The sequence below is a fragment of the Streptomyces sp. RLB3-17 genome, assembly GCF_007113425.2.
GTDB lineage: Bacteria > Actinomycetota > Actinomycetes > Streptomycetales > Streptomycetaceae > Streptomyces > Streptomyces mirabilis_D.
In genome coordinates, this window is sequence record NZ_CP041610.2 from 2,750,907 (window position 1) to 2,772,066 (window position 21,160).

The window sequence follows — 21,160 nt, forward strand, 5'->3', positions numbered from 1 at the left end:
CCCCCTGGGGTGTGCGGTCGGTACCTCGCGAGCGTACGTTCTCCGCTCCCGCGGCCCCCTTCCAGTCCCCTCCCGTTCCCGGGGGCTCCGCCCCCGGATCCCCGGGTGGGTTCGTCGGGTGCGGGTGGGTGGGGGCCGGTCGCGCAGTTCCCCGCGCCCCTGGACCGTGGGGCTGCGCCCCCGGCTCCCCGCAGTCGGGGAAACCGGCCCGCACCCATGTCAGGGCAAAACAATGCCCGCGCAGCTCCCCAGCTGCGCGGGCATTTGTGCCGTCCGCCGCACCCCCGTCCCCACGGGGTTTCATGGCCGGATGTCCCCGCCCGGACCGCTCTTCCGGGCCTGGGGCGCCGCTCAGCGCCCCAGCATCACGCCCACGGACGACGCTTGTGTGACCACCGCGTCCCAGCCGCCGAAGACGACTACGAGCAGGGCCGCCAGGGGAAGGACCATCGCTGTCGCCACCAAGGGGTGGCGCTGACCCTGACGACGTGGGCGGAACGCGGCGCTGTACGCCTTGCGTCCTGTGCGGATCGCCGTCCGCGGTGCCGTGTGGGCCATGGTCCCTCTCCTGACCGAGCATCTATGTGGTTTGGCAGCGGCGGGTGTCTGACCTCGGGGGACGAGTGCTGCACCCGCCGCTTGACCTCAAATCTATGGGTGCGGCGGCGATCGGTCGTCATGCCCTCGTACCGATTGCCGGGCCTCCCGGAGGATGAGCGATGACCTGCGGTGTACTCCCCTGGGTGGAGATGAGGACCTAGGTCTCAGGGTCTTCCCGGAGGGGGCGTCCGGTGTGCCCGGACTGTTCCGAGCTGTCCTCCCTCGGCACCGGCTGCTCGACCAGCGCCAGCACCCGGGTCGCCATGAAGCGGGCGGTGCGCACCACTGATCCGCTTCGGGTGACTTCGCTCACTTCCACCACCCCCCGACGCACCGCGGTCTCCACTCTGCGACCCGCCCTGCTGGCCACCACCTCGTACGTACGCGTCGTGTCCCCGGCGTCCACGACTATCTCCACGCGATCACCCTTCACAGGTTCAATCCCCCTTCTGCGACGGACGGTTGGGATCACGGGCAGCTCAAAGCAGCCGTGTTCTCGCCTTCCCTGACCGTCTTTCAAGTTTCCCACCCGGCACTGACAATCGATCGGGCCGTGAGGGCGCGGCCTCTGCGCGCACCCGGCCGCGGAAACGTAAGCTGTGGCTCGTCAAACGGACCGGGCAGCGGGGATGGACATGGCGATGATGCGCCTGAGGCGCGAGGACCCGCGTGTCGTCGGCTCGTTCAGGCTTCACAGACGGCTCGGCGCGGGTGGGATGGGCGTGGTCTACCTGGGCTCCGACCGCCGTGGGCAGCGGGTCGCGCTGAAGGTGATCCGACCGGATCTGGCGGAGGATCAGGAGTTCCGGTCGCGGTTCGCCCGCGAGGTCTCGGCGGCCCGGCGGATCAGGGGTGGCTGCACGGCGCGGCTCGTGGCCGCCGATCTCGAGGCGGACCGGCCGTGGTTCGCCACGCAGTACGTGCCGGGGCCCTCGCTGCACGACAAGGTCGCCGAGGAGGGCCCGATGTCGGCCGCCGACGTGGCCGCCGTCGGGGCCGCGCTCTCCGAGGGGCTCGTCGCCGTCCACGAGGCCGGTGTCGTGCACCGGGACCTCAAGCCGTCCAACATCCTGCTGTCCCCGAAGGGGCCGCGGATCATCGACTTCGGCATCGCCTGGGCGACGGGGGCGAGCACCCTGACGCACGTCGGTACGGCGGTCGGCTCGCCCGGGTTCCTCGCGCCCGAGCAGGTGCGCGGCGCCGCCGTCACCCCGGCCACCGACGTGTTCGCGCTCGGCGCCACGCTGGCGTACGCGGCGACCAACGACTCGCCCTTCGGACACGGCAGTTCCGAGGTGATGCTGTACCGGGTGGTGCACGAGGAACCGCAGCTGCACGGTGTTCCGGACGCGTTGGCTCCGCTCGTCCGCGCATGTCTGGCCAAGGACCCCGAGGAGCGTCCCAGCACGCTCCAACTCTCCTTGCGGCTCAAGGAGATCGCGGCCCGCGAGGCGCAGGGCATGGCGGACGTCCGCCCGCCCGCGCAGCGCAATGATCCCGACCGGCCGACGGGGCGCCTCGCCGAGCAGTACGCCGAGCAGCCCACCCAGCGCCGCCCGCAGGGCACACCGCCGCCGCGCACGGGCGGCACCAACGGGGGCTCACGGCCGCCGCAGTCGGGCGCGCGACCCGCGCCCGCCCGGGGTACCGGACGCTCCGGCAGCAGGCCCGCGCCCCGCAGCGGCGCCGGGCGTCCCGCGCCCCGGACCACGGGGACCGGACGGCGGCCGGCCAATCCGCGACTGCTGCGTCAGCGGCTCTTCGTGTTCGTCGTGGTGACGCTGCTCGTCGCGCTGGGCATCGCGGCGGCGCAGGGCTGCCAGGGGCCGGCCCGCGGGCTGGACGACGGGGGCACGCGCAAGGACGTACGACAGGGGCAGTCTTCGTACGCGCCACCGTCCGGCGATCTGATGGCCGAGCAGTACCGGAGCCGACCGGACAGGCCCTGGGGCCCGGTCCAGGTCGCTGCGGAGCCGGTCTAGAGCTGGGGGCGGCCCGTCGCGACCGCGTAGAAGGCGACCGCTGCCGCCGCGCCGACGTTGAGCGAGTCGACGCCGTGGGCCATCGGGATGCGGACCCATTCGTCCGCCGCCATCAGGGCCTTCGTGGACAGGCCGTCGCCCTCCGCGCCCAGCATCAGCGCGACCCGGTCCATCCGGTGCGGGGCCGCCTCGTCCAGGGACCTCGCCTTCTCGTCCGGAGTGAGGGCGAGCAGGTTGAAGCCGGCGTCGCGGACCGTCTCCAGGCCCTTGGGCCAGGTCTCGAGACGGGCGTACGGAACCGAGAAGACCGCGCCCATCGAGACCTTCACGGAGCGGCGGTACAGCGGGTCCGCGCAGTCCGGGGAGAGCAGCACCGCGTCCATGCCGAGGGCCGCGGCGGAGCGGAAGATCGCGCCGATGTTGGTGTGGTCGTTGACCGCCTCCATGACGACCACCCGGCGCGCGGTCCGCAGGAGTTCCTCGGCCGTCGGCAGCGGCTTGCGCTGCATGGACGCGAGCGCGCCGCGGTGCACGTGGTAGCCGGTCACCTGCTCGGCGAGCTCCGGGCTGACCGCGTAGACCGGGGCCGGGAGTTCGTCGATGACATCGCGCATGACGTCGACCCACTTGGCGGACAGGAGCATCGAGCGCATCTCGTACCCGGCGTCCTTGGCGCGTCTGATGACCTTCTCGCCCTCGGCGATGAACAGGCCCTCGACGGGTTCGCGCTTGCGGCGCAGCTCCACGTCGGTCAGGCCCGTGTAGTCACGCAGACGCGGGTCGTCGGGGTTCTCAACGGTGATGAGATCGGCCACAGGGTGATACTGCCTTGTCCTGGGTGCGGTGCCAACGGCTGGGCACGGGTTGGGTTACCGGTGGTTACTCGGAAGCGTTCAGCGGGCTGTGCACACCCACGTTCACGACCTCGCCGATGACGATCACCGCCGGGGGCTTCACGTCCTCGGCGCGTACGGTCTCGGCGACCGTGGACAGGGTCGCGTCGACGCGGCGCTGGGCGGCGGTCGTGCCCTCCTGGACGAGGGCGACCGGGGTGTCGGCCGGCCTGCCGTGCGCGATCAGGGTCTCGGCGATCCTGCCGATCTTGTCGACGCCCATGAGGACGACGAGCGTGCCTCGCAGCCGGGCGAGGGCCGCCCAGTCGACGAGGGATCGCTCGTCGTCAGGGGCCACATGACCACTGACCACGGTGAACTCATGTGCGACACCCCGGTGGGTGACCGGGATACCGGCAGCACCCGGCACCGAGATCGAACTGGAGATGCCGGGAACGACCGTGCAGGCGATGCCCGCCTCGGCGAGCGCCTGGGCCTCCTCCATGCCGCGGCCGAAGACGAACGGGTCGCCGCCCTTGAGCCGGACGACCGACTTGCCCTGCTTCGCGTGCTCGATGAGCGCGTTGTTGATGGCCTCCTGCGCCATGAACCGGCCGTAGGGGATCTTCGCCGCGTCGATCACCTCGACGTGCGGCGGGAGTTCGGCGAGCAGGTCGCGCGGGCCCAGGCGGTCGGCGATGACCACGTCGGCCTCGGCGAGCAGTCGCCGGCCGCGGACCGTGATCAGGTCGGGGTCGCCGGGGCCGCCGCCGACGAGGGCGACACCCGGGGTGCGGGTGCGGTGGTGGGGCGCCACGAGGGTCCCGTCGCGCAGCCCCTCGACCACCGCGTCGCGGATCGCGGCGGTGTGGCGGGGGTCGCGGCCCTTGGCGTTCGTGGTGAGGACGGCGACCGTGACGCCCTCGCTGTGACCGGTGGCCGGGGTCCAGGCGGTCGCCGCGTCGGCGTCGTCGGAGCGGACGCACCAGACGCGGTGGCGCTCCGCCTCGGCGGAGGCCTCCGTGTTCGCCTGCCGGTCACTGGTCGCGATCAGGGCGTACCAGGCCTCGGCGAGGTCGCCGTCCTCGTACGGGCGCTTCGTCCAGGTGATCTCGCCCGCGTCCGCCATCGCCTCGACGGAGGGGGTGGCCGCGGGTGACACGAGGTGGATGTCCGCGCCCGCGGCGATGAGCGCCGGGAGGCGGCGCTGGGCGACCTGGCCGCCGCCGAGGACGACTACGCGGCGACCGGTGAGGCGGAGGCCTACGGGGTAGGCGGGGTTTTCGGCCATGGCGGTGCGGCTCCTCGTACGGGGCCGCTGCGCTCGGCTGGAGCGGCCTTGACGTGCTGTTTTGAGTGCGGGTCCACGATACGGCGGGGGCGGGAGGGGCTCCTTCCCCGAGCCCGCCCCGTCCCGGCAGTGACACTGTGCGGCTCCGCCGCGTGGGGGCTGCGCCCCCGACCCCCCGCTCGAGCGGGTGCCGTCGTCGGTCTACTTCTCGGTGACCCCTGCGGAGTCGAACGTCGCCACCTCGTGCATCGCCCGCGCCGCGCTCTGGACCACCGGCAGCGCCAGCAGGGCGCCCGTGCCCTCGCCGAGGCGCAGGTCCAGGTCGATCAGGGGGCGCAGGCCCAGCTTGTTCAGGGCGGCGACGTGGCCGGGCTCGGCGCTGCGGTGACCCGCGATGCAGGCCGCGAGGACCTCGGGGGCGATGGCGCGGGCCACGAGGGCGGCGGCGCCGGCGCTGACGCCGTCCAGGATCACCGGCGTACGCAGGGAGGCGCCACCGAGGAGCAGGCCGACCATGGCGGCGTGTTCGAGGCCGCCGATCGCGGCGAGGACGCCGATGGGGTCGGCCGGGTCCGGCTGGTGGAGTTCGATGGCGCGGCGCACGACCTCGGTCTTGCGGGCGAGGGTCTCGTCGTTGATGCCGGTGCCGCGGCCCGTCACCTCGGACGGGTCGGCGTCCGTGAAGACGGAGATCAGGGCCGCCGACGCCGTGGTGTTGGCGATGCCCATCTCGCCGGTCAGCAGGGCCTTGTTGCCTGCCGCCACGAGGTCGCGGGCCGTCTCGATGCCCACCTCGATGGCGGCCGTGACCTCTTCGCGGGTCATCGCGGGGCCGGTCGTCATGTCGGCGGTGCCCGCGCGGACCTTGCGCGGGAGGAGACCCGGGGTCGCGGGGAGGTCGGAGGCGACGCCCACGTCGATGACGCAGACCTCGGCGCCCACCTGGTTGGCGAAGGCGTTGCAGACCGCGCCGCCGCCCAGGAAGTTGGCCACCATCTGCCCGGTGACCTCCTGCGGCCAGGGAGTGACGCCCTGGGCGTGCACGCCGTGGTCGCCCGCGAAGATCGCGACGGCGGCGGGCTCCGGGATCGGCGGCGGGCACATCCGGGACAGGCCGGACAGCTGCGCGGAGATGATCTCCAGCATGCCGAGCGCGCCGGCGGGCTTGGTCATCCGCTTCTGGCGCTCCCACGCCTCGCCGAGCGCCTTGGCGTCCAGCGGGCGGATGTTGGAGACCGTCTCTGCGAGCAGGTCGTGCGGCTCCTCACCGGGCAGCGCGCGACGGCCGTACGTCTCCTCGTGCACGACCCAGGACAGCGGGCGGCGCTTGGACCAGCCGGCCTGCATCAGCTCGGGCTCCTCGGGGAACTCGTCGACGTAGCCGACGCAGAGGTACGCCACCACGTCCAGGTGCTCGGGCAGGCCGAGGGCACGGACCATCTCGCGCTCGTCGAAGAAGCTGACCCAGCCGACGCCGAGGCCCTCGGCGCGGGCCGCGAGCCACAGGTTCTGGACCGCGAGCGCGGAGGAGTACGGGGCCATCTGGGGCTGGGTGTGACGGCCCAGGGTGTGACGGCCGCCGCGGGTCGGGTCGGCGGTGACGACGATGTTCACCGGGGTGTCGAGGATGGCCTCGATCTTCAGTTCCTTGAACTGCTTCGCGCGCCCCTTGGGCAGCGACTTGGCGTACGCCTCGCGCTGACGGGCGGCCAGTTCGTGCATCGTGCGCCGGGTCTCGGCGGAGCGGATGACGACGAAGTCCCAGGGCTGGGAGTGGCCGACGGACGGCGCGGTGTGCGCGGCCTCGAGGACCCGCAGCAGCACGTCGTGCGGGATCGGGTCGCTGCGGAAGCCGTTGCGGATGTCGCGGCGTTCGCGCATCACGCGCAGCACGGCCTCGCGCTCGGCGTCGTCGTAGCCGGGGGCCGCGGGGCCGGTGGACTCTCGTACGTCTTCCACTGCGGCCGTGCTCTCTTCCTGGTCGGCGACCTGGGTGTCCAGGTCGTCCGCTTGCTGTGCGACTACTACGGGCTCCGGGTCCGCCTCGAACGGCTCCGGTACGGGGGATGTCTCGGCTTCGGCCTCGCGGGGCGCGGGAACCTGGGCGACAGGCTCCGGCTCGATGACGGGCTCCGCCTCGGCGAGAGGGGTGAGGGGAGCCTCCCGGCTCTCCACCGCTTCCGCCGTCGCCGGGGGCTCTTCGACCGGAGGCTCTTCGACCGAGGGCCGCTCCTCCGTGGGCAGCGGCGGCACGGTCATGGCGTGCGGCGGGGTCGGGGCCAGGTGCGGGGTCGTCGGCACCGTGCCCTCGACGGGCACGAACTGGCCGAGGGTCTGGTCCGCGGCGGAGTCCAGGGGGGCGCCCTGGAATCCGGGGGCGCCTGCCGTGTCGCCGGGGCGGTGCTCGCCGTGCGACTGGTTCGTGGCCGCGTGCGGCGCCCGCGCGTGGGCGGCGACGCCGACCGGTACGCCGGCACCGGCCTCGGCGAACGCGGCGTGGGCCTCGGCGGGGGGCGCGAACTGCGCGGCCTGGACCGGGAAGGCCTCGACACCGGGGTGTGCCTGTCCGTACGAGTCGTGCGCGGCGTGCGCCACCTGCGCCTGGGCCTCGGCGGCGGCGTGGGCGGCGGACACCACGAGGGGCTCCGGGGCGAACTCGGGCTGCGCGGCCTCCGCGAGGGACGCGGGCTCCACGCCGGTGTCCGCGGACCGGACCTCGGGTTCCGGGGTGTGGACACCGGCCTCCTGGAACCGGGCGTCCTGGGCCGGGAACTGTGACGCCTGGTCCACCGCGTGGGCGACGGGCTCGGCGAGGTGGGTGGCCTGGTCCGCGAGTTGGGGGGCCTGTTCGGTGGGCTGCGGCTCCGCCGCGGGCGTCGACTGCGGGTCCTGCGCGGGCTGCAGCACCTGCTCGGTCGCCAACGGCTCCCCCGCCTCGGAAACCTGTGCCGGGGTGTCGGCCAGGTGCCCGGCGGTGTCGTCCGCGGTCGGGGCCAGGTGCGGAAGGTCCTGCGCGACCGGGAAGGGTGTCGAAGCGGCGGTGGCCGCCGGGACCTCGGGGGCCGGGAAGCCGTCCGTCGCGGGCGCGGTCTCAGGGCCCGCCGCCACCTCGAAGCTCTGCTCGGCCACAGGGCCGGGCGTCACCTCGAAGCTCTGCTCGGCCACAGGGCCGGGCGCCACCTCGAAGCCCTGCTCGGCCTCAAGGCCCGGCCCGGTCTCGGGGCTCGGCGCGACCTCCACCGCCTGCTGGACGAAGTGACCCTCCGACGCCTCGGGCATGTGGGCGGCCTCCGGAGCCTGGGGCGCCTGCGCGAATCCCTGAGCCTCGGCCCCCTCGACCGCCTCCACGGCCTGAGGAACCGGGGCGAATTCCGCGGGCTCGGCGACCTCGGCCTCCGGCGCCGTCAGCTCCTCGGCGACCGCTCCGGTCTCGGGGCCCTGGACGGCCGACGGGACGACCGTTTCTGCGGCCGCCTCCTCGGGACCCACCGGCGGCGCTCCCCACGGCACCGCGCCCTGCGGCGGGATCTCGGAGAGCTGCGACACGTCGAGGTACTCCGGACCGGTCGTCGGGGGACCCGCGTGCCGTACCGGAGTTGGGGCAGTCACGGGGTTCATCGGGGTGGCCATGGGCGCGGCGGCGGGGCCGCGGTCGGCGAGCGAGCGCACCGGGCTCGCGGAGCCGTCCGGAGTCGGCGGCCCGAGGTGCAGCGGACGGCGCGGAGCCGCCGGCTGCGGGGCGGTCGCGGGGCCGGGTACGCGGACGCCACTGAGGTCGAGTGAACCGCTGTCCCGGCCGGCCGTCTCGTGCGGACCCGGCTCATGGACGAGAGGCTGCTCCTCGACGAGGGGCTGTGGGGGCGGCGGAGCCACCTCGTTGCCCCACGCTCCCTGTGCGCCCGGCATGAGAAGCAGGTCGTCGTCCTCGGCGGGGTTCTCGGAGGGGTCGAGGAAGGTGTACGTGCCCGGGGCGGGGACGCCCGGCTGCTCCACCATGCCTGCGTTCTCCGGCAGTCCCTCGCCCGGGACCTGGCCGGTGTCGGTCATGCGTACCCCTCGCCCATCGGTTAGTGCTTCCAAGTCCTGCTCGCCCGGAACGGCGCACCGACCGCCCCGCAGTGAAGAACGAGCGTGCGTGCCCAGCGGCACGAACGACCGGCCAACAAAGACGACAAAGCCATTAACGGGCATTGTCCCGGTCGTCCGACCCTCGCGACAGCTTGACCCGCGACGGCCCGCTGTGGACTGCGCCACGTTGCGCGTCCTCAGGTTCTGCCGTACCACACACGCCTCAAAACGGGCGCGTTTTCGGGACATTGGCCTACGAAAGGCCGATCGCCCTGGAGCGGTACAACGATCGGCCAGCCTACCGCGCGCGGTACGACAACAGGATCACGGGTTGCGATCGGGCAGACGGCCTGTGAGCAGGAACGCGACGCTCCGCTCGGTCTCCGTCCAGGCCCTTGTGTCGAGTTCGACGGACTGAATGAGGGCGCATTCGACCTGATATCCGTGCTCGCTGAGATCACGGCCCACGAGTTCGGCCGCGTCACGGGTCGCCGCGTGCGTCACGATGCGCTGCGGACGGCGGTCGGCGACGGCCGAGACGACCTGCACTCCCCCGCCGCCGACACGTACGACATCGGGTTCGGGGAGGTTCTCCAGAACGTGCGGCGCGGTGCCGTGCACGATCTGCATCTGGACGCCGTAGCGGCGCGCGGAGTCCTCGGTGCGGGCGCAGGAGCCGGGGTTGCGGTCGACGGCGATGACCGCCGCGCCGGTGCGCGCCGCCTCGGTGGCGAAGGCGCCGCTGCCGGAGCCGATGTCCCACACGAGGTCTCCGACGCGCGGGCCCAGCCGGGCGAGTTGGGCGGCGCGCAGCAGATCCGTTTCGCCTTCGCCCAGCGCGCCGCCGTACGCCTGGGCGGGCAGCGCCCAGCCGCGCGGGCCGGCGCCCGGGTCGCGTCCGGCGATCCAGCCGCCGTCCTCGGCCGCGGCCACGAAACCGCCGATGACGATGACGACGTTGGGGTCGCGCCAGGTGTGGTCGGCGGCCTTGTCGGAGGTGAGGATGGTGACCCGCTCGCTCGCGGTGCCGAGCTCCTCGCAGATGACGAAGGTGCGGTGGACGCCTTCGAGGAGCAGGCCGAGTTCGGCGGGGCCGGCGCCGGGCGAGGTGAGAACGGCGACCTTGGTGTGGGCGCGGCAGACGTTCACCGCGCGGCGCAGGGTGCGGCGGTGCGCCACGACCACCTGCGCGTCGTCCCAGGGCATGCCGGCGCGGGCGAAGGCGGCGGCGACCGAGGAGACGGCGGGCACGACTTCGACCTCCAGGCCGAACTCGGGGGCACGCAGGGTGCGTACGACTCCGAAGAAGCCGGGGTCGCCGTCGGCGAAGACGACGGCGCTGCCGCGGTGGCCCGCGATGCGACGGGCGGCGAGGGAGACGCTGCCGAGACGGATGCGTTCGGCGGCCCGGGGTACCTCGGGGAGCGCCAGGTGATGCGCCGCTCCGGCCACCAGGGTGGCCGCGCCGAGGGCGGAGCGCGCCGCGGCGGTCAAGGGCGAGCCGTCCCAGCCGATCACCGTGACCCGGTCGGCCATCGTCGTCAGTCTCCAGAAGGTTTTCGCAGGTCGTCGGTGGGCAGCCCGCGGGCGGGCTCCGTGAGGGTACCTGGTGTTGCTGGGTGCGGGCGCACAGGTCGCCGGCGGGTGGGAGCGGTTCTTCGGATCGCGCTGCGGGACGTCCCCCGGATTCGGCGCAGGGAATCCCGCCGGTTCAGTTCCAGTCGGAGAACGACGTGAAACCACCCGTGTCGGCGAGCTGGTCGCCGACTCCGTCGAGGTCCTCCGGGAGGAGGCTCCAGATGATGAAGTCGGTGCGCAGGTCCACCCAGCGGCCGTCCTCGGTGCGGGTGTGCGCTATACAGGCGTTGCGCAGGACCCCCTCGCTGATGCAGCCGATCTTCTGGGCGACCTGCTGGGAGGCGGTGTTGTCGGCCGCCGTGCGCAGTTCGATGCGCTCGAACTTCTGGTCGCGGAAGAGCCACTGGGCGGTGGCGAGCGCCGCCTCGGAGGCGTAGCCCTCGCCGCGGGCCCAGGGGGCGATGACGTACGACAGTTCGGTGGAGCGCACATGCCAGTTGGTCTTGGCGAGTTGCACGATGCCGACCAGGCGCTGGGTGAGGAACTCTGTGACGGCGAGGTCGAGTCCCCGGCCCGCCGTGCGTTCGGTGGGCGCGTACTCGGTGATCCAGGTGCGGGCCGCGTCCTCGGTGTAGGGCTGGGGCACGTCGGTCCAGGCCCCGACCTGCTCGTCGTTCATCATCGCGGCCAGGGAGGGGACGTCGTCCTCGTCGAGCGCACGCAGGACCAACCGCTCCGTGCTGATGGAGATGTCGGGGAAGGTGCTGGTCATGCGCCGCTCCATAACCGTCGGGACGTCGGGCCCTCGGATCCTTCGGGCCCGCTGAACTGCCCAGCATGCAGCATGAGGCCACCGAACTGCACCACGGGGTCCACTCCGAGTGATGGAGTGGACCCCGTACGGTGACCCGACCGGAACGACGGGACGACCGGAACTAGAACGACGGGATGACCGAACCGGCGTACTTGTCCTCGATGAACTTCTTGACCTCCGGCGAGGTCAGGAGCTTGGCGAGCTTCTTCACCCGCGGGTCGCTCTCGTTGCCCTTCTTGACGGCGAGGAAGTTGCCGTAGGGGTTGTTCGTCGCGGACTCCAGGAAGAGCGCGTCCTTGGCCGGCTTGAGGCCGGACGAGATGGCGTAGTTGCCGTTGATCACCGCGGCGTCGACGTCGTCCAGGGAGCGCGGGGTCTGAGCCGCCTCCAGCTCCTTGAACTTGAGGTTCTTCGGGTTCTTCGCGATGTCCTGGGTGGTCGCGCTGTTGCCCGCGCCGTCCTTGAGCGTGATGAGTCCCTTGGAGGCGAGCAGCTTGAGCGCCCGCGCCTCGTTGACCGTGTCGTTCGGGACGGCGACCGTCGCACCGCTCTTGAGCTCGTCGGTCTTCTTGATCTTGTGGGAGTAGAGACCGAGCGGTTCCAGGTGGACCGTGACGACGGGCACGATGTGGGTGCCGTTCTTCTTGTTGAAGTCGTCGAGGTACGGCTGGTTCTGGAAGTAGTTGGCGCCGACGGACCCGTCCTCGGTCGCCGTGTTCGGCGTGACGTAGTCCGTGAACTCCTTGACCTGCAGGTCGAGGCCGGCCTTCTTCGCCAGGTTGTCCTTGATGTAGTCGAGGATCTCGGCGTGCGGGGTGGGGCTCGCGGCCACGACCAGCGGACCGCTGGTGTCGGAGGCGCTGCTGCTCTTGTCCGAGCCGCAGGCGGAGAGGCCGAGGGTGAGGGCTCCGGCGGCGAGGACTGCGGTGGTGATCTTTGCGGTGTTACGCACGAAAAGTGCCTTTCCTTAAGGGTGGAGCGACCCCGTGGTGGGTGGTTACGGGGAAATCTGCGGGTGGGGGGAGAGAACCGGAGGGGGTGTTCGGACGGTCTCAGGCGACCTTGCCGACCTCCGCGGTGGCGGGCTCCCTGGCCTTAAGCAGCCGCAGCTTCGGGGCGGCGCCGGAGTGGCCGCCGCGCCGGTGCAGGGTGCGGGCCGCGTAGTCGCCGGCGAACTGGATGAGGGAGATGACAACCGCGAGGATCGCCACGGTGATCCACATGAGTCCGGTCTCGAAGCGCTGGTAGCCGTACCGGATGGCGATGTCGCCGAGGCCGCCGGCGCCGACGGTGCCGGCCATCGCGGAGTAGCCGATGAGGGCGACGATCGTGGTGGTCGCGGAGGAGATCAGCGACGGCAGCGACTCCGGTACGAGCACCTTGCGCACGACGGTCCAGGTGTTGCCGCCCATCGACTGCACGGCCTCGACGAGACCGCCGTCCACTTCGCGGACCGCCGTCTCGACCAGGCGCGCGAAGAAGGGGATCGCGCCGACGGCGAGCGGCACGATCGCCGCCTCGCGTCCGATGGTCGTTCCCGTGATCGTGCGCGTGAAGTTCATCAGCGCGACCATCAGGATGATGAACGGCAGCGAGCGGGCGATGTTCACGACCTGCCCGATGACCTTGTTCACGACGACGTTCTGCAGGAGTCCGTCGCGGTCGGTCAGGACGAGCAGAACGCCGAGCGGCAGACCGCCGACGACCGCGATCAGCGTGGACCAGCCGACCATGTAGAGCGTGTCCCAACACGCCTGGGACAACAGGGGCTGCATCTCCGACCAGGTCACTTGGCACCGTCCGTCGCGAGCACGGGCTGCTGGCCCTGGATGTCGATCTGCAGGCCCTGCTCGCGCAGGAATCCGATCGGCACGACGTTCTCCTCGTAGCGGCCGGGCAGTTCGATGCGCATCCGGCCGACCTGCTTGCCGGCGACGGTGTCCATCGCGGCGCCGAGGATCGAGATGTCGATGTTGTACGTGCGCGAGAGCTGCGAGATGACGGGCTGGGTCGCGGCCTCGCCGTGGAAGGTCACGTCGATGACGGTGCGGTCGTCGCCGGACGGCTCGCCGCTCACCGGGAAGAGCGCCTCGGCGAGTTCGGAGCCGGGGGTCGCGAGCAGTTCGCTGACGGTGCCGGACTCGACGATGCGGCCCTTCTCCATGAGCGCGGCCGAGTCGCAGATCGTCTTGACGACGTCCATCTCGTGGGTGATGAGCAGGACGGTCAGGCCCAGCTGCCGGTTCAGGTCGCGCAGCAGCTGGAGGATGGAGCGGGTGGTCTCGGGGTCGAGGGCGCTGGTGGCCTCGTCGGAGAGCAGCACCTTGGGGTCGCCGGCCAGGGCGCGGGCGATGCCGACGCGCTGCTTCTGGCCGCCGGAGAGCTGGGCCGGGTAGACCTTGGCCTTGTCGGAGAGACCGACCAGGTCGAGCAGCCCGAGCGCCTTGGAGGATCGTTCCTTCCCTGACAGGCCAAGGATTTCGAGCGGCAGCTCGACATTGTCCTGGACGGTGCGCGAGGACAGCAGGTTGAAGTGCTGGAAGACCATGCCGATACGACTGCGCGCCTGGCGGAGCTCCTTGCCCGCGCGCGGGCCGCGGCCGGCGAGCGCGGTGAGGTCCTGTCCGGCGACGGTGACCGTGCCGGCGGTGGGACGCTCCAGGAGGTTGACGCAGCGGATGAGGGAGGACTTGCCGGCGCCGGACTGGCCGATGACGCCGTACACCTCGCCTTCGCGAACGTGCAGATCGACGCCGTCGAGGGCGGTCACTTCACGGCCGCGCGAGCGGTAGACCTTGGTGAGGCCCGTTGTCGTGATCACTGGGGGTTTCCGTCACTGTCGAGTGCGGGGCGCGGGTGTGCGCCGGCACGGGTGCATTCGGTCGGGAACGCGACACGGTTCTCGCGGTGGCGATGGAACCGGATGAATCCGGGGAGAACATGCGCGCGGGGCGGCGCCGCTCACGTACGGGGTACGGACAGGGCGCGGCGGTCTCGCTTCGGGGCGCGAGACGGGGCGGTGGTGCGGGGGCCCTCTAGAAGGCGCACATTCGACACATACAACGAGCACCGGGCGTCATGGTCGCCTCGGTCGCAAGGATGCGGCTGCTCGTCGTGGTCATGGGATCAAGTAAAGCAGACGTACAGGCGGGACCCAGAACCGCTGTCCGCATTGCGGACAGCGGTGGACACCTCTCAGCCGCGGGTGGAGATCTCCACTCCCCCGTCGGTGACCAGTACGGACAGGGCCGAGAGGTCCTTCACCACGAGGTCCGCGTCCAGCTCGGACGGCTCGTGGGTTGTGGCCAACGCCACGGTGGTCATCCCGGCGGCGCGGCCTGCCTGCAGGCCCGCCGGGGCGTCCTCGAAGACGACGCACCGGGCCGGGTCGACGCCCAGTGCACGGGCGGCGAGGAGGTAGGGCTCGGGGTCGGGCTTGCCACGGGTGACGTCGTCGGCGGAGATCAGCGTCTTGGGCCGGACACCGACCTCGGCGAGCCGGGCCTCGGCCAGTCGCCGGGTGGCGGAGGTGACGACGGCCCAGCGGTCGGCCGACAGCGAGTCGAGGAACGCCGCGGTGCCGGGGAGCAGGACGACGCCGCCGGGGACGTCCTCGACCTCCAGCAGTTCGATGCGCGCGAGCGCCTCGGGGACGAGGTCGGTCGGCAGCAGGTCGGCGGCTATCTCGGCGGCGGGGCGGCCGTGCAGTTCGATCCGGGCGAAGTCCTCCGCGGTGATCCCGTACTCGCGCGCCCATCGTGTCCAGCACCGGTTCACCGACTCGAGGGATGAGACGAGCGTCCCGTCGTTGTCGAACAGCAGGGCATCAGCGTGGATCTTCATGCGCTCGACCCTACGGGGCAGCCCGGGGGCGAGGGCATCGGGCCTTTTGGCCCGTAATAGGGTCACGGCATGCTTGATGCCCTGACGGTCGCGACCGCCGTCGCCGCGCTCGCGCTCGCCGCCTGGTGCGGCTGGGCCGCCCACCGTGATCAGCCCACCAAGGACTGGCACTTCATCGGCATGGCCGTGGTGACCCTGCTCGCCGTGATCCAGCTGGTGGTCGGAATCGTCCAGCTGGCGCGTGGCGAGAAGCCCGGCCAGGGCACGACGATCTTCGTGGCGTATCTGCTCGGTGCCTTCGCGTGCATTCCGGCCGCGGGCTTCATGTCGCTGGCGGAGCGCACCCGCTGGGGATCGATCACGGTGGCGGCCGGCGGTGTCGTCCTCGCCGTACTGGAGGTGCGGCTCTATGACATCTGGGGAGGCTGAGATGACGGCCACGGAGGAGAACGGGACCGCGCCGCAGGAGAATCAGGAGGGCCGGGAGAGTCGGGAGAGTCCGGAGAAGAAGCGCACCCGGCTGATCAGCGGCCCCGGCATGCTGCTGCTCTGGCTGTACGGCGTGATGGTCGTCGGCGCCGTGTCGCGCTCCGCCGTCCAGATCTCGACGGAGTTCGACAAGGCCCCGCTCGCCTACTCGTTGTCGGCGGTCGCGGGCCTCGTCTACGGCTTCATCACGTACTCACTCGTGCGCGGCGGCGAAACGGCCCGCAGGGCGGCGCTGGTGTGCTGCGCCGCCGAGCTCGTGGGCGTGTTGACCGTCGGAACCTGGACGCTGGTCGAGCCGTCCGCCTTCCCCGACGCCACCGTGTGGTCGGACTACGGGATCGGCTATCTGTTCATTCCGGTGCTGCTGCCGCTGTCGGCCATGTACTGGTTGCGCAAGGCGCGTACGGCCGACCGGTCGGCGTAGCTCGGGCGCCGTAGCCGTGGCTCGGGCCGTAGCCGTACCTCGGGCCCGTAGCCGTGGCTCGGGCCCGGAACACGATCGCTCGTCAGGCGCTGGTCACGAACGCGCCCGTGTCGGCGCCCTTCTGCAGGGTCACCAGGGTGAGCCGCTCGTCGACGCGCTCCGTGGAGACCTGCGCGTAGCCGTGCTTGCGGTACATCCGCAGGTTGCGGTCGCTGCGGTGGCCGGTGAAGAGCTGGAAGGACTTGGCCGCGCCGTCCGTCGCGAGCTTGGTCTCGATCGCGGCGAGCAGCCGCCCGCCCAGGCCGTGGCGCTGCATGCGCGGATGGACGATGAGCTTGTTGATACGGGCCGTGCCGTCCGGGTCCACGGCTCCGCGGACCGAGGCCACCACCTCTTCGCCCAGCCTGGCCACCAGGACCGTACCGTCCGTCAACTCCGCCCTGAGGGAGTCGAGCGGCTGCGTGAGCGGCTCGATGCCGTAGTCCCCGTACAGCTCGGCCTCGCTCTGGTAGCAGAGGTACTGCAGCTTGAGGATCTGCTCTGCGTCCTGCTCGGTCGCCGCCGAGATGGTCACGCTCATGCCCATGTGTGCATGCCTCCCGCTCACCTGTTCCACCGGTCGTCCCCCACTCCTATCCCCGTGGTGCGCGGGCCGCAACCACCGGAGAGAGCAATCGACGCAGACATCCCAGGCATCTGGAACGTTCCGGACCAAGACTGCCCTGTGAGATACCCAACTCGCCTGCGATCTCCCGATAGGTGAGGTCCTTCGGGGAGAGCAGTGCCGCCATCAGACCGGGGCAGCGGCCCGGCAGCCGCCGGACCGCGTCGTGCAGGGCGCGCCGACTGTCGGCGGTCATCACCTGCTGTTCGGGGTCCGGGCCGCTCTCGTCGGCGGGTTCGCGGACGTACGGCCGTTCGTACCGGGCCGTACGGCGGGTGCGGCGGACCTCGGAGCGCACGGCGCGGCGCAACCAGCCCTGCGGGTCGGCGGGCGGCCCGTCCGAGTCGAGGCGCTCCAGCAGGCGCAGCCAGACGGCCTGTTCGAGGTCGCACGGTTCGGTCCCGGACGCAAGGCCTTCCGCCGAGGCCTCGGCGGCGAGCAGCGGACGCAGGGTGGAAACCATCTCGTGGGTCATATGCGGCGGGACGCCGCCGCCCCGGCACAGGGTTGCCGGGGCGGGGGACTGTCACCCCATCCGGGGTGAGTGGATCACTCGTTGACGAAGTCCTCGCGGGCGAGCAGCGCGGTGTCCGCGTTGTCCGAGAAGACGCCGTCGATGCCGGTGGCGAAGTAGGTCCTGAAGGCGCCGAAGGCGTCGCCGTAGGCGTTCGGGTCGGTGCCCCGCCGGAAGTTCGCGGGCAGGAAGGTGTTCTCGTTGCGCATGGTGTACGGGTGCAGGATCAGGCCCGCGCGGTGCGCGTCGGCGACCAGCGTGGTCGGCGTGGTGAGGGCGCCGTTCGCGTCCTTGGGGATGACCAGGTCGAGCGTGGGTCCGATGCCCTGGGCGTACGAGGCGATCCACTTCAGGCCCTCGGGCTTGACGAGGTCGGCGACGGTGCGCGGGTCGCCCGTCGTGGCGAAGTCCCAGGGGCGGGTGTTCGCGGCGGAGAGCAGCACGACGAGCGGGTTGTCGACCAGCTTGTCGAGGCGCTGGATGCTGGTCGGCTCGAAGGACTGGATGATGACCGGCGAGTTCTTCTTGTCCTTGCCGTGCTTGCGGAGCACCGTGGCGAGGCGCTCCTCCAGGCCGAGGCCCAGCGCGCGGAAGTAGGTGGGGTGCTTGGTCTCGGGGTAGATCCAGACCTGCTTGCCGCGCTTGCGGGTCTGCTCGTCCTGCCAGCGGAGTACCTCTTCGAAGGTGGGGATCTCCCAGCGGCCGTTGTAGAGCGTGTTGTGCGGGCGGTTGGCGGGGATGCGCTCGACGGCCCGCAGGGTCTTCAGCTCGGCGAGGGTGAAGTCCTCGGTGAACCAGCCCGTGGTGGGGATGCCGTCGAGGGTCTTGGTGGTCTTGCGGTCGGCGAACTCGGGGTGCGCCGACACGTCGGTGGTGCCGCCGATCTCCGGCTCGTGCCGGCAGACGAGGTGGCCGTCCTTGGTGGGCACCAGGTCACCGGCCTCGACGACGTCGGCGCCCAGGTCGAGGGCCAGCTGGTACGAGCCGAAGGTGTGCTCGGGCCGATAGCCGCTGGCGCCCCGGTGCCCGATGACGGTCGGCTTGGGCAGGCTCTTGTAGCCGCCGTGGCCGCCGCTCCCGTGCCGCTCGTCGGCTCTCGCCGCGCCCGGCAGGCCGAGGACCGCTCCGCCCGCGCCGAGCACCGCGGCCCCGAGCAGCGCGCGGCGCGCCGTGCCCCGGTCCTGCCCGTTCGACTCCCGCGACTCCGATGTCCCCTGCGTCCCCTGCGTCCCCATGAGCGCTCCTCCCGCCGTACCGCCCCGTACCTGTCAAAGCGGGTCGATCGTAGGTTCCCTTCCGTGACGGGAGGGAGACCTGTGGCGGAACACGTGGGTGCCACTGGATGGCGTACGGAACAGCAGTACGGAACAAGAGAGCTGGCGGTCCGTCAGTTTCGGGGTGACGGTGGTGGGTACGCGGTCCGGGTACGCGGTCAGAGGTTCACGGTTCCGGGGTCCCGGTCCCGGGCGGCGCTGACGGCCCCGGAGTCGCTGACGTGCTGGGCCGCGTGGGCGCGGCGGCGGGCGTCGGCGGTCGCACCGTGCGACTCGTTCGGCAAACCTGTGCGACTCGTCCGGCGTGGCGGCCGAAGCCGTCGCGAGATACGTCACATGCTTCCGTCCGTGTGACGAACGCGCAACAGCCCGCCACCTCAGGTAAACATTGGTCAACAGTCCGTATCCAGTCGGTGAACCCGATGTGCAATCACCGGGGGGCCGCGAGTATCGTCCTCACCTGCACATACTTCATACCGATCCCTTGACACCGGAGGGCCCGTTGTCCCGCTTCGCGCTCATCAAGGCAGTGCTCGGACCGATCATGCGCCTGATGTTCCGCCCACGGGTGGAAGGCGTGGAGCACATCCCGGGCGACGGCCCCGTCATCCTGGCCGGCAACCACCTCACGTTCATCGACTCGATGATCCTGCCCCTGGTCTGCGACCGGCAGGTGCTCTTCATCGGCAAGGACGAGTACGTCACCGGCAAGGGGTTCAAGGGCCGCCTCATGGCCTGGTTCTTCACCGGTGTCGGCATGATCCCGGTGGACCGGGACGGCGCCAACGGTGGTGTCGCGGCGCTGATGACCGGCCGTCGCATTCTGGAGGAGGGCAAGGTCTTCGGCATCTACCCGGAGGGCACCCGCTCCCCCGACGGCCGGCTCTACCGCGGCCGCACCGGTATCGCCCGCCTCACCCTGATGACCGGCGCCCCGGTCGTCCCGTTCGCGATGATCGGCACGGACAAGCTGCAGCCCGGCGGTGCGGGGATGCCGCGGCCGGGCCGCGTCACGGTCCGCTTCGGTGAGGCGATGGAGTTCTCGCGGTACGAAGGCATGGACCGTGACCGGTATGTGCTGCGGGCCGTGACCGACTCCGTGATGACGGAGGTCATGCGGTTGTCGGGGCAGGAGTACGTGGACATGTACGCCACGAAGGCCAAGGCCGCGTAGCGCCTCCGGCGGTTCGGCCGTGTCTTGCCTGCGGGTGAGTTGTGGCTGGTCGCGCAGTTCCTCGCGCCCCTGAGGGGCGTGCCCCTCTCAGACCCCGGTTTCCAGGTTCTGGCCCTTCAGTAGGAACCATGCCGCTGCCGCTGTGGCCAGCAGTACCGCCGCTCCGATGCCGGACGCCAGTGCCAGGCCGTCCACGAAGGACGTGCGAGCCGCGGTCAGCAGGGCCTCCGCGGTGTGGGTCGGCAGGGTTGCCGCCGCCTCCACCGCGCCGCCCAGGGAGTCATGGGCCCCTGCCGGGGTGCCCGCGGGGCCGGTGAAGCCCGCGTAGACGCCGGTCACGATGGAGCCGAGCAGGGCGATGCCGAGGGCGGCGCCGAGCTCGTACGCCGTCTCGGAGACCGCGGACGCGGCGCCGGCCTGTTCCTTGGGCACGCTGGAGAGGATCACGTCGGCGGTGACGGTGAACGAGAAGCCCGCGCCGACGCCGACGATCAGAAGTGCCGAGCCGAGCACCGCGTACCCGGTGGACTGGTTCAGCAGGGTGAGCACGCCGAGCGCGAGGCCCACGGCGGCGAGACCACCGGAGACCACGGCACGGACCGAGTAGCGGCGCGCGGCCGAGCCCGCGATCAGACCCGCTCCCACCGCGCCGATGGCGGCGGGCAGTTCGGCGAGCCCCGCCTGGAACGGCGGCCTGCCCTGGACGAGTTGCAGGTACTGGGACAGGAAGAAGACCAGTCCGGACAGGCCGAAGACGGTCAGCAGATCGGCGAGCACCGCCGCCGAGAAGCCCCGGTTGCGGAACAGCCGCATGTCCAGCAGCGGTTCGGGCATCGCGAGTTGACGGCGTACGAAGCCGTAGAGGGCCCCGGCGCCGAGCACGCCCACGGCCATCGGCTCCCAGGTGAACCCGTGCGTGGCGGCCTCCTTCACCGCGTACACGATGCCGATCATGCCGACGAGGGAGAGCACGACGCTGGCCAGGTCCCAGGGGCCGGGGTGCGGGTTGCGGGACTCGGGCAGGAGCTTGATGCCGACGGGGACGAGGATCAGCATCACGGGCACGTTGATGAGGAAGACCGAACCCCACCAGAAGTGTTCGAGCAGGAAGCCACCGACGACGGGCCCGACCGCCGTACCGGCGGAGGCCGTGGCGCCCCAGATGCCGATGGCGAGGCTGCGCTCGCGCGGGTCGTGGAAGAGGTTGCGGATGAGGGCGAGCGTGGCGGGCATCAGGGTCGCGCCCGCGACTCCGAGCAGCGCCCGCGCCAGGATCATCATCTCCGGGGTCGTCGCGTACGCGTTGAGCACCGATATCGCGCCGAACGCCGTGGCGCCCATCAGCAACAGCTTCTTGCGGCCGATGCGGTCACCGAGGCTGCCCATGGAGACGAGCAGACCGGCGATGACGAACGAGTAGACGTCACCGATCCACAGGAGCTGGGTGCCGGAGGGCTTCAGGTCCTCGCTGATGTAAGGGGTCGCGAGACCGAGCACGGTCGCGTCGACGGCCACCAACAGCACGGCGAGGACGAGGACGCAGAGCGCGAGCCAACGGCCCGGACGCTTCTCCACCTCCGCCGTCAACGCCGGCTGCAGGGTGCTGGTCATG

The 21,160-nt window shown here is 71.4% G+C and carries 20 protein-coding genes; 4 read left to right on the forward strand and 16 right to left on the reverse strand.

Annotated elements, in window-relative coordinates; genetic code table 11:
• Positions 1 to 351: 351 nt before the first annotated feature.
• A complete protein-coding gene (locus FNV62_RS12890) occupies positions 352 to 558 on the reverse strand; it encodes a hypothetical protein (protein ID WP_054230606.1) in 207 nt (68 codons plus the stop codon).
• A 199-nt stretch (positions 559 to 757) separates the two neighbouring features.
• Entirely contained in the window at positions 758 to 1,033 is a 276-nt protein-coding gene (locus tag FNV62_RS12895; protein WP_060902353.1) for a hypothetical protein, read from the reverse strand.
• Positions 1,034 to 1,229: 196 nt separating this feature from the next.
• Here FNV62_RS12895 and FNV62_RS12900 point away from each other — a divergent pair, with 196 nt between their 5' ends.
• Positions 1,230 to 2,582 carry a protein kinase domain-containing protein gene (locus FNV62_RS12900; RefSeq protein ID WP_143601082.1) on the forward strand — a complete coding sequence of 451 codons (1,353 nt, stop codon included), beginning with the start codon at positions 1,230 to 1,232 and terminating at the stop codon, positions 2,580 to 2,582.
• On the opposite strand, the gene FNV62_RS12905 is transcribed toward FNV62_RS12900, so the two are convergent.
• From FNV62_RS12905 to FNV62_RS12945, 9 genes are all read right to left on the reverse strand, one after another.
• Complete coding sequence (locus FNV62_RS12905) at positions 2,579 to 3,397, reverse strand: TrmH family RNA methyltransferase (protein ID WP_097283925.1); 819 nt, start codon at positions 3,395 to 3,397, stop codon at positions 2,579 to 2,581. The two genes, FNV62_RS12900 and FNV62_RS12905, sit on opposite strands and share 4 nt — an antisense overlap.
• Before the next feature lie 64 nt (positions 3,398 to 3,461).
• Positions 3,462 to 4,706 carry a uroporphyrinogen-III C-methyltransferase gene (cobA, locus tag FNV62_RS12910; protein WP_143612877.1) on the reverse strand — a complete coding sequence of 415 codons (1,245 nt, stop codon included), beginning with the start codon at positions 4,704 to 4,706 and terminating at the stop codon, positions 3,462 to 3,464.
• A gap of 201 nt (positions 4,707 to 4,907) precedes the next feature.
• Complete coding sequence (cobT, locus tag FNV62_RS12915; RefSeq protein ID WP_144315234.1) at positions 4,908 to 8,753, reverse strand: nicotinate-nucleotide--dimethylbenzimidazole phosphoribosyltransferase; 3,846 nt, start codon at positions 8,751 to 8,753, stop codon at positions 4,908 to 4,910.
• A gap of 345 nt (positions 8,754 to 9,098) precedes the next feature.
• A complete protein-coding gene (cbiE, locus tag FNV62_RS12920) occupies positions 9,099 to 10,310 on the reverse strand; it encodes a precorrin-6y C5,15-methyltransferase (decarboxylating) subunit CbiE (RefSeq protein WP_144315235.1) in 1,212 nt (403 codons plus the stop codon).
• Between the two features lie 175 nt (positions 10,311 to 10,485).
• Complete coding sequence (locus tag FNV62_RS12925) at positions 10,486 to 11,124, reverse strand: GNAT family N-acetyltransferase (RefSeq protein WP_054230612.1); 639 nt, start codon at positions 11,122 to 11,124, stop codon at positions 10,486 to 10,488.
• Positions 11,125 to 11,287: 163 nt separating this feature from the next.
• Positions 11,288 to 12,118 carry a MetQ/NlpA family ABC transporter substrate-binding protein gene (locus FNV62_RS12930; RefSeq protein ID WP_075027598.1) on the reverse strand — a complete coding sequence of 277 codons (831 nt, stop codon included), beginning with the start codon at positions 12,116 to 12,118 and terminating at the stop codon, positions 11,288 to 11,290.
• Between the two features lie 100 nt (positions 12,119 to 12,218).
• Positions 12,219 to 12,956 (reverse strand): methionine ABC transporter permease, encoded by a 738-nt coding sequence (locus FNV62_RS12935; RefSeq protein ID WP_097283929.1) that lies wholly within the window; start codon positions 12,954 to 12,956, stop codon positions 12,219 to 12,221.
• Positions 12,953 to 13,987 carry a methionine ABC transporter ATP-binding protein gene (locus tag FNV62_RS12940; protein ID WP_054230615.1) on the reverse strand — a complete coding sequence of 345 codons (1,035 nt, stop codon included), beginning with the start codon at positions 13,985 to 13,987 and terminating at the stop codon, positions 12,953 to 12,955. The genes FNV62_RS12935 and FNV62_RS12940 overlap by 4 nt, the downstream gene beginning before the upstream one ends.
• A 374-nt stretch (positions 13,988 to 14,361) precedes the next feature.
• Positions 14,362 to 15,009, reverse strand: coding sequence for an HAD family hydrolase (locus FNV62_RS12945; RefSeq protein ID WP_144315236.1), 648 nt, complete (start codon positions 15,007 to 15,009; stop codon positions 14,362 to 14,364).
• Positions 15,010 to 15,078: 69 nt separating this feature from the next.
• On the opposite strand from FNV62_RS12945, the gene FNV62_RS12950 reads away from it, so the two are divergent.
• The gene (locus FNV62_RS12950) at positions 15,079 to 15,438 is read left to right on the forward strand and encodes a hypothetical protein (protein ID WP_054230617.1); all 360 of its coding nucleotides are present in this window, start codon (positions 15,079 to 15,081) and stop codon (positions 15,436 to 15,438) included.
• Between the two features lie 109 nt (positions 15,439 to 15,547).
• Positions 15,548 to 15,922, forward strand: coding sequence for a hypothetical protein (locus FNV62_RS12955; protein ID WP_097288849.1), 375 nt, complete (start codon positions 15,548 to 15,550; stop codon positions 15,920 to 15,922).
• Between the two features lie 82 nt (positions 15,923 to 16,004).
• Here FNV62_RS12955 and FNV62_RS12960 read toward each other — a convergent pair whose 3' ends face one another.
• The 4 genes from FNV62_RS12960 to FNV62_RS57060 all read right to left on the reverse strand — a co-directional run bounded on the left by FNV62_RS12960 (position 16,005) and on the right by FNV62_RS57060 (position 18,658).
• Positions 16,005 to 16,508 carry a GNAT family N-acetyltransferase gene (locus tag FNV62_RS12960; RefSeq protein ID WP_097283931.1) on the reverse strand — a complete coding sequence of 168 codons (504 nt, stop codon included), beginning with the start codon at positions 16,506 to 16,508 and terminating at the stop codon, positions 16,005 to 16,007.
• Positions 16,509 to 16,554: 46 nt separating this feature from the next.
• Positions 16,555 to 17,061 carry a sigma-70 family RNA polymerase sigma factor gene (locus tag FNV62_RS12965; protein ID WP_060902346.1) on the reverse strand — a complete coding sequence of 169 codons (507 nt, stop codon included), beginning with the start codon at positions 17,059 to 17,061 and terminating at the stop codon, positions 16,555 to 16,557.
• Between the two features lie 74 nt (positions 17,062 to 17,135).
• Positions 17,136 to 18,335, reverse strand: coding sequence for a glycerophosphodiester phosphodiesterase (locus tag FNV62_RS12970; protein ID WP_144315237.1), 1,200 nt, complete (start codon positions 18,333 to 18,335; stop codon positions 17,136 to 17,138).
• A 197-nt stretch (positions 18,336 to 18,532) separates the two neighbouring features.
• Positions 18,533 to 18,658, reverse strand: a complete 126-nt coding sequence (locus tag FNV62_RS57060; RefSeq protein ID WP_257040256.1) for a hypothetical protein — start codon at positions 18,656 to 18,658, stop codon at positions 18,533 to 18,535.
• A gap of 218 nt (positions 18,659 to 18,876) precedes the next feature.
• Between FNV62_RS57060 and FNV62_RS12975 the strand changes: the two genes are divergently transcribed.
• Positions 18,877 to 19,548: a lysophospholipid acyltransferase family protein gene (locus tag FNV62_RS12975; protein WP_054230621.1), complete on the forward strand. Its 672-nt coding sequence runs from the start codon at positions 18,877 to 18,879 to the stop codon at positions 19,546 to 19,548.
• An 87-nt stretch (positions 19,549 to 19,635) separates the two neighbouring features.
• Here FNV62_RS12975 and FNV62_RS12980 read toward each other — a convergent pair whose 3' ends face one another.
• On the reverse strand, positions 19,636 to 21,159 hold the full coding sequence (locus FNV62_RS12980; RefSeq protein ID WP_144315238.1) for an MFS transporter: 1,524 nt from the start codon (positions 21,157 to 21,159) through the stop codon (positions 19,636 to 19,638).
• Position 21,160: the final 1 nt, after the last annotated feature.

Bases quoted from the DNA above. Each gene is read 5' to 3' on its own strand.
- FNV62_RS12945 (WP_144315236.1), bottom strand. From the start codon at position 15,009: ATGAAGATCCACGCTGATGCCCTGCTGTTCGACAACGACGGGACGCTC.
- FNV62_RS12890 (WP_054230606.1), bottom strand. From the start codon at position 558: ATGGCCCACACGGCACCGCGGACGGCGATCCGCACAGGACGCAAGGCG.
- FNV62_RS12980 (WP_144315238.1), bottom strand. From the start codon at position 21,159: ATGACCAGCACCCTGCAGCCGGCGTTGACGGCGGAGGTGGAGAAGCGT.
- FNV62_RS12900 (WP_143601082.1), top strand. From the start codon at position 1,230: ATGGACATGGCGATGATGCGCCTGAGGCGCGAGGACCCGCGTGTCGTC.
- FNV62_RS12950 (WP_054230617.1), top strand. From the start codon at position 15,079: ATGCTTGATGCCCTGACGGTCGCGACCGCCGTCGCCGCGCTCGCGCTC.
- FNV62_RS12960 (WP_097283931.1), bottom strand. From the start codon at position 16,508: ATGGGCATGAGCGTGACCATCTCGGCGGCGACCGAGCAGGACGCAGAG.
- cobT (WP_144315234.1), bottom strand. From the start codon at position 8,753: ATGACCGACACCGGCCAGGTCCCGGGCGAGGGACTGCCGGAGAACGCA.
- cbiE (WP_144315235.1), bottom strand. From the start codon at position 10,310: ATGGCCGACCGGGTCACGGTGATCGGCTGGGACGGCTCGCCCTTGACC.
- FNV62_RS12965 (WP_060902346.1), bottom strand. From the start codon at position 17,061: ATGACCCACGAGATGGTTTCCACCCTGCGTCCGCTGCTCGCCGCCGAG.
- FNV62_RS12970 (WP_144315237.1), bottom strand. From the start codon at position 18,335: ATGGGGACGCAGGGGACGCAGGGGACATCGGAGTCGCGGGAGTCGAAC.
- FNV62_RS12925 (WP_054230612.1), bottom strand. From the start codon at position 11,124: ATGACCAGCACCTTCCCCGACATCTCCATCAGCACGGAGCGGTTGGTC.
- cobA (WP_143612877.1), bottom strand. From the start codon at position 4,706: ATGGCCGAAAACCCCGCCTACCCCGTAGGCCTCCGCCTCACCGGTCGC.
- FNV62_RS12955 (WP_097288849.1), top strand. From the start codon at position 15,548: ATGCTGCTGCTCTGGCTGTACGGCGTGATGGTCGTCGGCGCCGTGTCG.